The organism is Pseudoalteromonas sp. SR44-2, assembly GCF_014163745.1.
Classification (GTDB): Bacteria; Pseudomonadota; Gammaproteobacteria; order Enterobacterales; family Alteromonadaceae; genus Pseudoalteromonas; species Pseudoalteromonas distincta.
The window spans coordinates 11,597-25,305 of sequence record NZ_JACJDW010000030.1; the positions used below are offsets into that span (position 1 = coordinate 11,597).

The following is a 13,709-nucleotide window of genomic DNA, read 5'->3' on the forward strand; positions in this document are numbered from 1 at the left end:
TTGTAACCTAGTGAGCTCGGTAACTGCTCCTGCGTTACCCTACTGGCTTACATCCATGTAAAAATAAGTAAAAACCGAGCAAAGCTTCCGCGTCCTGCTCTCGCCCTTGACCTACATCCATGTAGGCAACAAAGAGTTAATCGTCCCTAGAAAGAACCCAAAGGGCAGCGCATGTTTGGCATTTATGCTGCGTTACCGCCTATTTATGGGGAATAACCACTCTACATAGGCTCTGCCTTGCCTAAAAACCAAACAGCCTGCTGCAAATTCAACCACGAAGGTTCAACACGCCCTAGTATATAAAGTACTGCGCTACAGCTCACCAGGTTGAAAGTTATCAACTGCAATGGCTTTCTTACGTAGCTTATTAGCATGATGCATTGCATCTGCATCAGTTTGCTCTAACAACTTATTTTCAAGCGCATAATTTATAGCACCTTCAATATCAAGCGTTGCAGGCACACTGCCCTTACGCTGCCATTGTTTTAAGTCTTTAAACTGCGCTTGCATATCATGCATAGCTAAAAATGCGCTTTCCATGACCCCTGTACCTGCATTTTCATCTACATAACATAAATGCGTTAAGCGGTTTCTAAATACACCAGGTTGAGTCATACGCTCGCAAATACTTTGTGCTATTTCATCACTTGGTCTGTGGTAATGGTTTCCAAGCGGGAACACGATACGTTTAAGGATAAAATTAACAACCGGGTTTGAAAAGTTTTTAAAGAAGCCATTAAACGCTTGGCCAATTTCAAATAATGAGTTCTCAATTGCATATTTTACAAATGGTAAATCCGCTTGTTGGCGCCCTTCATCTTCATAACGTTTTAAAACAGTTGATGCTAAGTACAAATGACTTAATACATCACCCAAACGCGCTGATATCATTTCTTTACGTTTAAGCTCACCGCCAAGCATTAACATTGCAACGTCTGTACAAATAGCTAAGCCTCGGCTCATTCTACTCAGTTGTTTATAATAAATAGCCGTTTCACCACCTACAGGCGCTTTAGCAAAATAACTACGTGTTAAGCCATGCACAAATGCCATGCCTGCGTTACTTGCTGCAAATAATATATGGTTCATTAATAAACCATCAAATTGTTCAAGTGCTGCGTCGTCATCTTCCATTGCAGCGGCTTCCATTTCTTTTAAAACAAATGGGTGGCAGCGCGTTGCACCTTGACCAAATATCATTAAATTACGCGTTAGAATATTCGCGCCTTCTACTGTAATTGATACTGGAATCCCCATATAGCCATGCGCCAAATAGTTATTAGGCCCTACTTGAATTCCTTTACCTGAATGAATATCCATTGCATCATTCATTACCGTACGACCCATTTCAGTCATATGGTATTTAGCAATCGCTGTTACAACCGACGGGCTTAATTTTAAATCAATCGCACCTGCAGTCATTAATCTGCATGACTCAAGTGTGTAAGTTAAACCACCAATACGCGCAAGTGCCTCTTGCACGCCTTCAAATTGCCCTATAGATACACCAAACTGCTGGCGTACCATGGCATATGCCGATGTCATTTTTGAAGCTAAATGTCCAGTTGCTGCACTCAATGCTGGTAGTGATATACCACGCCCTGCACTTAAACACTCAACAAGCATTCTCCAGCCACGCCCTGCACACTCTTGACCACCAATGATCCAGTCCAGTGGTATAAATACATCTTTACCGTAAGTGGTACCATTCATGAAGGCCATATTAAGCGGATAATGACGCTCACCCGTTTCAACACCCGGATGATCGGTTGGTATTAGAGCACATGTAATGCCTAGCTCTTTCTTATCACCTAATAAAGCATCAGGGTCATACATTTTAAATGCTAAGCCGAGTACAGTAGCCACTGGTGCAAGTGTAATGTAACGCTTTGACCAATTTAAACGCAGGCCCATTACTTGCTCGCCATTGTGCTCACCCATACACACCACGCCTGAATCAGGAATGCTGCCAGCATCAGAGCCCGCCTCTGGCCCAGTTAATGCAAAACAAGGAACATCTGTACCATTAGCTAAACTTGGCAGCCAACGATCTTGCTGCTCTTTAGTACCATAGTGAAGAAGTAACTCGCCCGGACCTAAGCTATTAGGCACCATAACAGTGACTGCGGCTGTTAAGCTTTTAGTCGAAATTTTTGACACTATCGTTGAATTAGCAATTGCGGAGAACTCACGACCGCCAAATTTTTCAGGAATGATCAGCGCAAAAAAACCTTCTTTTTTTAGGTAATCCCACACTTCTTTTGGTAAGTCTTTGTCTTTTTGTACAATTTGATAATCATCAAGCATCGCCAATAAGGTTTCTACTTGGTTAGCCATAAATGCGTTTTCTTTATCGCTAAGCTCTGGTTTTGGAAAGTGGTGCAGTTTTTGCCAGTCTGGGTTACCACTAAATAACTCACCATCCCACCAAACATCACCTGCTTCCATCGCCTCTCGCTCTGTTTGCGATAATGGCGGAAGCACCTTTTTGAACATTTTAAACGTAGGACGACTAATCAAGTTTAGGCGAATATCTTTAACCGCAAAAATAACCACCACCACGACCAGCAATATTATAAATATTAACATGCGCACATTCCTTACACATTGAATGAAAATAGTAACTTAATTATGACCCATCTTAATTTAAATACAATCATTGCACGACGAGTCGTGAGCCTTAACGCATTCATTTTATTGTTTTAAACATCACTGCTATTATCAACGTTTTAATAACAATAAATTAAAGGAATAACATGACCCCCTTTCGATTTAAACTAAGTATGAGCGCCTTAATGGTAGCAAGTACTCTTGCTTTAACGGCCTGCGATGCGCAAGTATCTATCGACACTACCGATTCAAAACACACTAAAAAAGCTGTAACAGCTAAAGATGCAAATACATTTATAACAAACACAGAAAAAGAACTGAGTGCACTTTATTTAGAATCGAGCCGTGCAGAGTGGATTTACGCAAACTTTATTACTCACGATACATCGGCTCTATCCGCTGAAGTTAACCGTAAAATGACCGAAACAGTCGTGCGTTTAGCAAATGAAGCTGCAAAATACGACGAACTAAAGCTTGATTACGATGCTCGCCGTAAGCTTGATAAACTAAAACTAGCACTTACACTTCCTGCCCCACAAGACGCTGATAAAACAGCGCAACTTTCACAAATTGTCGCAGAGCTTGGCGGGCTATATGGTAAAGGTAAATACTGTAAAGAAGATGGCAGCTGTTTAAGCCTTGGCGACATGACCTCAAAAATGGCCACCAGCCGAGATTACAACGAACTACTTGATTTATGGCAAGGTTGGCGTCAAATATCAAAACCCATGCGCTCACTTTACGAGCAACAAGTAGTACTGACCAACGAAGGTGCAAAGGAGCTTGGTTATGCCGATACGGGCGCTATGTGGCGCAGTAAATACGATATGCCTGCAGACGATTTCACCACCGAGCTTGACCGTATTTGGGGCCAAGTTAAACCACTTTATAACTCGCTACATTGCCATGTTCGCGCAAAGTTAGGTGAAAAGTACGGCACCGACAAAGTACCGCAAGATCAACCTATTCCAGCGCACTTACTTGGTAATATGTGGGCGCAAGCATGGGGTAATATTTACGATGTAGTTGCACCAGATAACGCCGATCCGGGTTACGACGTAACCGAGTTATTAGCTCAAAATAATTACGACGAACTTAAAATGGTCAAAGGGGCAGAAAACTTTTTTACCTCAATGGGTTTTGACGCACTACCAGAGACATTTTACGAGCGTTCATTGTTTGTAAAACCAAAAGACAGAGATGTGCAGTGTCATGCATCAGCATGGAATATCGATAGTAAAGACGATTTACGCATTAAAATGTGTATTCAGCGCACAGGCGAAGAGTTTTCCGTTATTCACCATGAATTAGGTCATAACTTTTATCAACGCGCTTATAATAAACAACCTTTATTTTATCAAGAAAGTGCAAACGATGGTTTTCATGAAGCCATTGGAGACACCATTGCCTTATCGGTTACACCGGGTTACTTAAAACAAATCGGCTTACTTGAACAAGTACCTGATGAATCTAAAGATATCGGTTTGTTGATGAAAATGGCACTTGATAAAGTCGCCTTTGTACCGTTTAGCTTAATGGTTGATCAGTGGCGCTGGCAGGTATTTTCAGGTGAAGTAGCACCAGAAAATTACAATAAAGCATGGTGGGAACTACGTGAAAAATACCAAGGAGTACAAGCGCCTATCGCACGTAGCGAAAGTGATTTTGACCCGGGTGCTAAGTACCATGTTCCGGGTAACACGCCTTATACACGTTACTTTTTAGCGCATATTTTACAGTTTGAATTTCATCGTAGCTTGTGTGAAATTGCCGGTAACGATAAAGCCATTCATCGCTGCTCTATTTATAATTCAAAAGAAGCAGGGGATAAGCTAAACGCTATGCTTGAAATGGGTTCGTCTCGCCCTTGGCAAGAGGCGCTTGAAACTGTGACAGGTAAGCCGCAAATGGATGCAACAGCAATGCTCGATTACTTTGCACCATTACAAACATATTTAGATAAACAAAACGAAGGCCGCAACTGCGGCTGGTAAATAGCGCTGAACAAAAAGCCCGCTCATTTGAGCGGGCTTTTTGTTCAGATTCTAATTTTTAGTTAAATTAGAACTGTAAGCTTACATTTGCAAAGTAAGCATCATAATCAGAATCATCCCAGTTATTGCCGTAACCTGCTTCTAAACCAACATTGTTGTTGAAGAAGTGTTGAGCACCAAGAGTGTAATCATCATTTTTATTAACTGTAACAAAAACCGATGTTGCTTTGCTGAAATAGTAGTTAGATGCTAATTCCCAGTTACTTGAACCACCATCAACATCTTCAAATTTACCTTCAACAGTCAAGTAGTTACCTTGCTGTAAATCAGCAAAGTACTTAGCTGCTACTGCACGGTAATCAAACTCATCATCTGCTGTTACTGTGAAACCGATATAATCAGTGCTATTTAATTCGTGGTTATATGCTAGGTCAAACACAAACTGATTCTCAGCATCTTCTACATCAACAAACGTTGCTTTTAATAAAAGGTTTGGATTAAAGAAGTAACCTGCAGAAAGTTCAATTACATCCGTGCTTGAGCCAAAATCACTATCGAGATTATTGTACTGTGCACCTAATACAAAATCTTCTACAAAATACTCACCGCCAATGCTAGTAACATCTGCAAAATCATTATCACTGTATGCACCATAAACATTTGTTTGCTTATTGATGTACTCAAATTGATCGTAAGGACCTAGCGTCGCTTTTGGAGAAAAATAATAAGTTGAGTCAACACTTAGTGTGTCATCACCATCTACATCCACGTATCCTACATGGCTGATTGATTGGTAAGTATCTGCAGCTATTGCAGTGGTTGCAGCGCTTGATAATAAAATGCTCGAAATGATAACGGCTAATTTTTTCATTTTAAATTCCCTATAAATATTACTTTTATGCCTCAGCTGTCTAGCTAAAGTCGGGGCGCATCCTAACGCCAAAAAAATGAACAAAAACTGAATAAGAGGGCAAATTAAAACCACTTAAAATGTAAATAATTACAAGTAAATGTAAACAACAGGTATCAACAAAATCTACGTAACAATAGTCTGTCATCATTTAAACTCAAAAAGTAACAAATAAGGTACAAGTTGTCGCTAAATTAAACACAACTTAATTATTCGATAAACCTCATCAATATAACCTCCCCTCACTAAATTTTTCTAATTTCTCAAAATAATGACTCTAATTAATTCATTATTTCTGAATTTATAATAAAAAATAGGTTTGTATAAGTGCATATTTTTATCTGTTTTTTCCAATAACCATTATTTACCAGCAAAAAAACTCCAATACTCATTATTTTATCACTATTATCATCGACTCTACTTAATGGCTTTAATAACAATCTAGCCATTTATGGCAACTCTATTTATAACTTAAAGGGGTTATTTAGATGAGCATAATAAAAGCCGTAATTATGGTTAGTAAAAGTTTATAGTTAAAAGCTCAAACATTTAAAACGACAAAGCCCGCTAAATTTAGCGGGCTTTTGATATTACTTTTGTATTAACTAAGTACGGGACTTAATTAAAACTGAAAACGCATGTTAGCAAAGTACGCATCGTTGTCAGAATCATCAGCGTTGTTTTCATAACCCACCTTTACACCAATATTTTTATTGATGAAGTGCTGAGCACCAAAGCTGTAAGTGTCTTGCTTGTTGTAGTTAGCAAATACAGATGTTGCTTTTGAGAAGTAGTAGTTAGTTTCTGCTACCCATTGGTTTTCTGCGTCATCAATGCTTTCGTATTTACCTTCAAAAGTTAGGTAGTTACCTTGCTGTAAATCAATAAAGTATTTAGCAGCAACTGCACGGTAATCAAAATCGTCGTCTGATGTAAGTGTAACACCTACGTAATCTGTGCTGTTTAGCATGTAGTTGTAAGCTAAATCAAATAATGCGTAATCGTCGCCGTCTTTGTTTTCAACTAGTGTTACTTTTGCAAGTAAATCAGGGTTGAAAAAGTAACCACCCGTCAGTTTATAAAGCTCACTGTTAGAACCTGAATCTGGGTCTAGGTTTTCGTAAGATGCGCCAACAACAAATTCATTAATGAAGTATTCACCACCAACTGATGTTAAATCGCCAAAGTCGTCATCAGCATAGCCACCATATACGTTAGTTTGTTTATTGATGTATTCAAACTGATCGTACGGACCTAAAGTTTTTTTAGGAGATAAATAGTAAATAGAATCTACAGCAACGGTGTCGTTGTTATCGCTATTTTTGTAGCTTAGGTTACTAATTGAATTATAGCTGTCTGCAGCAGCCGCAGTGCTAGATAATAAAATGCTCGAAATAATAACTGCTAATTTTTTCATTGTAAGACTTCCCTATGTACATTGCTTTTTATGCTCTAGCTGTATTGCTAAAGTCGAGGCACATGCTAACGTTAGGAAACTGAATGAAAACTTAACTAACCAGTTGTATTTATTAAGTTAATTGTAAGGAAGTGTAGTAAACTGTAAAATTAAAGTAGTTGCAACATCTGGTCAACAACTACTTAAAACATGTACCGTATTAAAGCGCGTGTTGGCTAATAATTCGGTAAACATCGTTAATATTATCGCCAGACTTAAACTCTTTACTAATTGGTGTTGGATCTGAGCCAACCCATATTTTTAGCTCGGCATCTAAGTCAAAATGGCCTGCACTTTCTTTACTAAACTTGGTAATTTTAGAGTAAGCAATACTCACCATTTCCATTTTAGAACCGGTCATACCTTGCTTATCAATTAAGATTAAGCGCTTATTAGTAAAAATAAACATATCACGTACTACTTTATATGCTTTTTCTACTTGCTCGCCGTCAATTAATGTATTGGCGAGGATTTTTTCTAAATCAGAATCGTCAACTTCGCTTGCATTACCCATAAGTCCGCTAAGTAAACCCATTATACTTTCTCCTGTTTAAATATTTGATTCTCTAACGTATGACCATTAACTAACTGCCTGTACTGCCAGTGTTGTTGATGACAAAAATTCAGTAGTGCAATATCAAGTGGATCGCTCGTTGGCTGATACTCAACTACATATTCTTTATGTTGGCTCATATACACACGACTCACACCTGCAATTGCTTGAAGCTGTTGCTCAACATTTTGATAAGCCTCGCTTAGCATTAATGTATAAAAGTGTTTATCGGTATTATTAGTTTTTGTTTGATGCTCGCTTAGTACGCCTTTATCTAAATGAAGTACCTGTGAGCATAGTCGCTCAAGCTCAGTTAAATCGTGAGAGCTTAAAATAAATGTAGCCTGTTCACTTAATTCTGATACCAGCTCACGTACTTCTCTGGCATGAATCGGATCAAGCCCTGCGGTTGCTTCATCAAGCATTACAATTTGTGGTGCGCCAATAAGTGCTTGCGCTATCGTAACGCGCTTGCGCATACCGTGCGATAAATCCCCCGCACGCTGCTTTGCAACTTCTTTTAAGCCAACTAAATCAAGTACACGTAGCGCCTCAGTTTGGCTTTGCTTTGCCCCCATACCTTGTAGCTTTGCATAAAAGGCGAGTTGCTTATCTATATTAAAACGAGGGTCAAGTTGCGCGTCTTGCGGTAATGCACTTACTTTATTAAATAAAGCAGCACTACCAGGTTTATGCCCTAATATTTCAAGGCTGCCTTTACTTGGCGCAATATAGCCGCACAACAAACTAAATAAGGTAGTTTTACCCGCACCATTTGGCCCAACAAGTGCCACTGGCGCGCCTTTGTTAATTTCAAAGCCCACATTATTAAGCGCAAGTTTTGCACCATACGATTTACTCAAACCGCTAGCTGTAATTAATGGTCTCATAGTGAGCTCCTTGCAAAAATACGTTGAGCAACGCTTAGTAATACCGCAGTTTGCACAAGGGGAATAGCCACAGCGCTCAATAATGGTAAATTTTGCCCCGCTAATAGCTCTATTTGCACACCCGGAAATAAATAATCAAGCAAGCCTAATGCGGGTATTTGCCATTGCAATATACCAACTAAAATACCGCCTGCTGCAAAATATAAAATTGCCAATACAATAGATAAACGCGATGAGCGAGCAAAGGTATTAATTAACGTCATTAGTGCTACAAATGGGCACAGAGTAATCACTAATATTAAAAATATAGAAAGCGCACGGGCAAAACCACCAGCCAGTAAACTTGGATCTCTAAAACCCAATACCGCGAGTGTAGCCACAAGCGTTATACCCACCAAACATGCTAATACTCCTAGCTGCCCTAAAAAACGGCCAAACAGTATTTCAAAGCGAGTGGAGCGCAGTGATAAAAACCTTAGTGTGCCGCGCTCTCTATCGCCTACCGTTTGGTCGCTACAAATAAATAAACCAAAAACGGGAAAGCTATAAAGGGCTATTAACCAGTACATAGCAAATTCGGCCTCAGGCCAATCCAATAATTTACTTAAACCAATAGAACCTGATATATCACGGGCTATTTGCTCAAAATCGGGCGCACTTACAATGCCTACTGCCTGCCCTATTGGGTAGCGCAGTATTATTAGCCACACCAATGCAAAGGCAGCTAATGCAATAAGTCCACGTTTAGTTAAAAACATACGTACAAGCTCAAATCCCGCTATTTGCGTTAATCGCCCTACGTTTATCGGTAATGGTGTTGCCATTGACTATCCTTAATGACTTTTTATTTTCTGTTTATTTATCCACACTAAGTGTAAACACCTTGAATTACCAGCAAAAAAAAGCCCACCTGTGGTGAGCTTTGTAACAATACATTTAAATGTAACAACATAAATTGCGATATAAATTATAAATGCTGCTTATAAACCTCAAGTGCTTGGCTTAAATCGCTAATTAAATCTTCTACATCTTCAAGACCTATGTGCAAGCGAATAACCGGCCCTAAATCCCAACCTGTATTTGAGCGCAGCCCTTTCATGGTTAAATTAGCCGTTACTAAACTTTCAAAACCGCCCCATGAAAAGCCCATTTTGATATGCTCAAGGCTATCTAAAAATGCATCAATCGCTTTTTGATTGCCGGTTTTCATCACAAATGAAAACAACCCATTACTGCCATCAAAGTCACGTTTAAAGAACTCATGCCCTGGGCAGCTTTCAAATGCAGGGTGTCGAATATGATCAACAAGCTCATGTTGCTCGAGCCATTTAGCTACTTCTATTGCTGCTTTTTCATGTTGATTTAAACGCACACCCATTGTACGCAGGCCTCTAAGTGCTAAATACGCATCATCGGCACTGGTACATTGCCCTAGTAAGTATGAGTTTTCGCGCAAGGTTGGCCAATACTTTTTATTAGCAACAGCCACCCCCATCATCACGTCTGAATGGCCAACAATATACTTTGTTGCAGCTTGAATACTAATATCAACACCGTGCTCTAACGGGCGATAATGCAAACCGTTACCGTAGGTATTATCCAGCATGGTCATTACGTTGTGCTCATTGGCTACTTTTACCATAGAGGGCACATCTTGCACTTCCATCGTAATAGAACCTGGAGATTCTAAAAACAACACTTTAGTATTTGGCTGAATGTAATCTTTAATACCTGCGCCAATGGTTGGCGGGTAATAGGTTGTTGTAATACCCAGCCCCACTAAAATTTTATCGCAAAAATCACGAGTTGGTTCGTACACGTTATCAACCATTAAAATATGATCACCGGTTTTTAAAAACGATAAAAATACTTGGCTGATCGCCGCAGCGCCACAAGGGTACAATGCACACCCTTCGCCGCCTTCAAGTTCTGTAATAGCTTCTTGTAGCGCAAAGTGTGTTGTTGTTCCTCGGCGCCCATAAAATAACGTTTTATCGCCACGGGTTTTAGCTGCTTCTTTTAAATCGGCTACAGTATCAAATACAATGGTAGATGCACGCTGTACAACGGGATTGACTACGCCATGTGTATAGGCTTTTTTTCGCCCTGATGATACCAGCTGAGTGTTTTTATTACTTTTACTCGACATTATTAATCCTTAGGGGTTTGTGCGCCAATGCTCAATTAAATAACGAGAGATAGAATCGGTTCTAGGCAGCTTTAAATGCTCGCCTTCTTCGTGCCAATTACCAAATTGCTCTAAGTCTTCACGACTAAACCATTTTGCATCGTCTAGCTCTTCTTTATCTACGTTAATTTGCTCAGATGTCGCCTGTGCAAAAAAGCCAAGCATAATTGACGATGGGAACGGCCACGGCTGAGATGCAACATAACGTACGTTATCAACTTCTATGCCTGCCTCTTCTTTAACTTCACGCGCAACAGCTTGTTCCAGTGTCTCCCCTGGGTCTACAAATCCAGCAAGCGACGAATACATACCAGTGGGCCACGCAGCTTGGCGACCTAATAAACAGCGTTCTACTCCGTCAGCAAAGACTTTAGTAACGACCATAATTACCGCAGGATCGGTACGAGGGAATGTAGGATGCTTACAGTTTTCGTTTTCACACACTCTAGAGTGCCCGGCTTCCACTGAACGGTTTTTACTACCGCAGCGCCCACAAAAACGGTGCGTGGCATGCCAATAACATAACCCTCTCGCAAGGGCGGCTATTGAGGCATATTTAATGGTTACTTGAGGCCCATATTGGCGAATATCAAAAAACTGAGCGCCCTCTATTAAAGGCGAAAGTACGCTTTCATCCAGATCAGAGACATCCAATGCAAACACACCATGTTTAGCATTGTTTAAACCAACAAAAATAGCACTCGTTAAATCTAAATGTGCCACTTGTTGATACGTTAAATAGCTTACTTTAGGAGTATCTTTAATAAATAGGGTTTGATTATTTTTAACTAAAACCCATTTACTTTGCGCCGACATTTGCGCTGTAAGCCACGATGGGTCTTTACGAAAATTTGAGCCTCTATCTAGTGGCATGTTGCTGTAATGAAGCATGTAAGTCCTTGGTAACTCGTTATGCTTTAAAATTACCATAATCATTTAGCAAACCCAATTGATTACAGTAATAAAAAAAGCCTATATAAGGCTTAATTCACCTATTACGGCTTTGTATTAAAATCTCTCATGTTGCAGGCACTTAGCTTGCACTTTTTTAACTATTTTTTACTGTTAAAGTAGCAAAGTATTATCAATTAAATGAAATTGCTCTGCGCTTTGTTTTAATACCTCAGCAGTTAACCTGTCAGCACCGTATACATCGCACGGTACATTATATTGATTTTTTAAATGCCCAAGTAACAAAGCAAAGTCACCATCGCCAGAGAGCAAAATAACTTTATCAAGATTTTTACCCTGCTCTAACATGTCTATTGTTATGCCTACATCCCAATCGCCTTTAGCACTTCCATCACGGCGTTGAATAAATGGCTTTAGCTTTACCTCAAAACCAATCGCACGCAAAATATTTTGAAACTGATTTTGCTTTTCATCTCCTCGATAAATTGCATACGCAAAAGCACACTCAATATTGTATTGCGCCTCCATCATTCGCCAAAACGCATTGTAGTCAAAATTTTTCCCGTAACTCTCACGGCACGTGTAATAAATATTTTGCACATCAACAAAAATACCGACCCGTGGTTTCGTGCTTTGCTGCTCGTTTTGTAAAGTCATTTAGTGTCCTAGTGAGGATTAATAGCAATAAAAGTAACGTTATAAAATAAGTGTACCTTGCAATTTATATTTAAGTAACCTAAATTAGTTACATACCCTTATGTAACCAATATTGGTTACATATTAAAAAGTAACCATTTTGAGATTTTTATGATTGGTGTGATCAGCGGCGATATTATTAAATCGCAAACAATCCCTAAGCAGCAATACGATGCCATGCTTTACCAACTAGAGCAAAGTTTGCGAAACATTTCGGGTGAGCAAACACTTTGGAATATATACCGAGGCGATGCCTTTCAGTTACAAGTTAATAATCCTGAGCTCCTTTTTAAAAATGCCATACTTGTATATTTACACCTTAAATCGTCAGGTTATGAACTACGACAAAGCTTGGCGCTTGGGCAAATAGATAACCCACGCAGCGATATAAAAACAGCAACCGGTTCTGCTTTTACTCTTTCGGGGCAAGGCCTTGATAAAATAGGCAATCAACGCTTTGATTTTAATATTAACGAGCAGCAGCTCGATGAAAGCTTAAATCTTAATTTAGCCTTTGCCGACGTATTGCTCACTAAAATCACACAAAAACAAGCAAATGCCCTGTACGTCTATTTAACATCACCAGACAACAGCCACGCGGCACTGGCTAAAGAGCTTAAAACAAGTCGCGAAAACGTAACCAAACTACTAAATTTAGCGCACTACCAACTTATAGAGCGCTTTATTAAGCACACACAACACGTTATAAAAAATATAATTAAAGGAGGTGAATAATGGAATTTTCACTTTTACTGGTCGCGCTTATTATTGGCCACTTACTCGCTGATTTTTACTGGCAACCTATGAGTTGGGTAAACGACAGAAATACCCGTCACTTTAAAGCCAGTAAGCTTTATTTTCATGTACTAGTGCATGGTGTAACAAGTGCACTCATTATTACCCTGTGGGAATACACATTCGGGTGGCAGCAACTAAGCAGTGTTTTAATTGCCACGGCGAGCATTATGCTGAGCCATTACTTTATTGATATAGCTAAATCGTATTCTAATAAAGGCATGGTGCCTTTTTTACTAGATCAAATAGCGCACATACTCGTTATTATTGCGCTCAGTATTTGGCTAACTGATAATAATAGCTTTATGGCTGCAATTAATAATATGCTCACTGATCCCAACATACTGTGGGTGGTATGCGGTTATTTAATTATTTTAAGTCCCAGCGCAGTATTTATAAGAATGATGTTAGAGCGTTTAACAAGTAACTTTTCAAGTACTGGTAGCTTACCACTTGCAGGGCAAAGCATAGGTATGCTTGAGCGCGTACTTATGCTGAGCTTTATATTGCTTGACCAATTCGCAGGGCTTGGTTTTTTACTTGCTGCAAAGTCGGTATTTAGGTTTGGTGATTTAAGTGCAAGCAAAGATAAAAAACTTACCGAGTACGTTATGCTCGGCACATTACTTAGCGTAAGTGTGACTTTATTTGTAGGCTTGGGTATTAACTATTTAATCAGTTAGGCAATACAGTAAGTACAAATTA

12 protein-coding genes are annotated in these 13,709 nt (G+C 39.4%); 3 read left to right on the top strand and 9 right to left on the bottom strand.

The window, feature by feature from the left end:
* Positions 1 to 312: 312 nt before the first annotated feature.
* The gene (locus H5115_RS15990; protein ID WP_182756271.1) at positions 313 to 2,589 is read right to left on the bottom strand and encodes an acyl-CoA dehydrogenase; all 2,277 of its coding nucleotides are present in this window, start codon (positions 2,587 to 2,589) and stop codon (positions 313 to 315) included.
* Positions 2,590 to 2,756: 167 nt separating this feature from the next.
* Between H5115_RS15990 and H5115_RS15995 the strand changes: the two genes are divergently transcribed.
* The gene (locus tag H5115_RS15995; RefSeq protein WP_182756273.1) at positions 2,757 to 4,604 is read left to right on the top strand and encodes a M2 family metallopeptidase; all 1,848 of its coding nucleotides are present in this window, start codon (positions 2,757 to 2,759) and stop codon (positions 4,602 to 4,604) included.
* 67 nt (positions 4,605 to 4,671) lie between these two features.
* On the opposite strand, the gene H5115_RS16000 is transcribed toward H5115_RS15995, so the two are convergent.
* The 8 genes from H5115_RS16000 to H5115_RS16035 form a co-directional block, all read right to left on the bottom strand.
* Complete coding sequence (locus H5115_RS16000; RefSeq protein WP_149594781.1) at positions 4,672 to 5,475, bottom strand: putative porin; 804 nt, start codon at positions 5,473 to 5,475, stop codon at positions 4,672 to 4,674.
* Between the two features lie 661 nt (positions 5,476 to 6,136).
* Positions 6,137 to 6,931: a putative porin gene (locus tag H5115_RS16005; RefSeq protein WP_002962833.1), complete on the bottom strand. Its 795-nt coding sequence runs from the start codon at positions 6,929 to 6,931 to the stop codon at positions 6,137 to 6,139.
* A gap of 199 nt (positions 6,932 to 7,130) precedes the next feature.
* The gene (locus H5115_RS16010; protein ID WP_007377979.1) at positions 7,131 to 7,505 is read right to left on the bottom strand and encodes a PH domain-containing protein; all 375 of its coding nucleotides are present in this window, start codon (positions 7,503 to 7,505) and stop codon (positions 7,131 to 7,133) included.
* A complete protein-coding gene (locus H5115_RS16015; protein WP_182756276.1) occupies positions 7,505 to 8,413 on the bottom strand; it encodes an ABC transporter ATP-binding protein in 909 nt (302 codons plus the stop codon). The genes H5115_RS16010 and H5115_RS16015 overlap by 1 nt, the downstream gene beginning before the upstream one ends.
* Positions 8,410 to 9,237 (bottom strand): ABC transporter permease, encoded by an 828-nt coding sequence (locus H5115_RS16020; protein WP_182756277.1) that lies wholly within the window; start codon positions 9,235 to 9,237, stop codon positions 8,410 to 8,412. The genes H5115_RS16015 and H5115_RS16020 overlap by 4 nt, the downstream gene beginning before the upstream one ends.
* Positions 9,238 to 9,380: 143 nt before the next feature.
* Positions 9,381 to 10,562: a cystathionine beta-lyase gene (locus H5115_RS16025; RefSeq protein ID WP_182756279.1), complete on the bottom strand. Its 1,182-nt coding sequence runs from the start codon at positions 10,560 to 10,562 to the stop codon at positions 9,381 to 9,383.
* 9 nt (positions 10,563 to 10,571) lie between these two features.
* The gene (gene nudC / locus H5115_RS16030) at positions 10,572 to 11,492 is read right to left on the bottom strand and encodes an NAD(+) diphosphatase (protein WP_182756308.1); all 921 of its coding nucleotides are present in this window, start codon (positions 11,490 to 11,492) and stop codon (positions 10,572 to 10,574) included.
* 174 nt (positions 11,493 to 11,666) lie between these two features.
* Positions 11,667 to 12,170, bottom strand: coding sequence for an NYN domain-containing protein (locus H5115_RS16035; protein WP_002962844.1), 504 nt, complete (start codon positions 12,168 to 12,170; stop codon positions 11,667 to 11,669).
* 150 nt (positions 12,171 to 12,320) lie between these two features.
* Between H5115_RS16035 and H5115_RS16040 the strand changes: the two genes are divergently transcribed.
* Positions 12,321 to 12,944: a hypothetical protein gene (locus H5115_RS16040; protein WP_182756281.1), complete on the top strand. Its 624-nt coding sequence runs from the start codon at positions 12,321 to 12,323 to the stop codon at positions 12,942 to 12,944.
* Positions 12,944 to 13,687 carry a DUF3307 domain-containing protein gene (locus tag H5115_RS16045; protein WP_182756283.1) on the top strand — a complete coding sequence of 248 codons (744 nt, stop codon included), beginning with the start codon at positions 12,944 to 12,946 and terminating at the stop codon, positions 13,685 to 13,687. The genes H5115_RS16040 and H5115_RS16045 overlap by 1 nt, the downstream gene beginning before the upstream one ends.
* Positions 13,688 to 13,709: the final 22 nt, after the last annotated feature.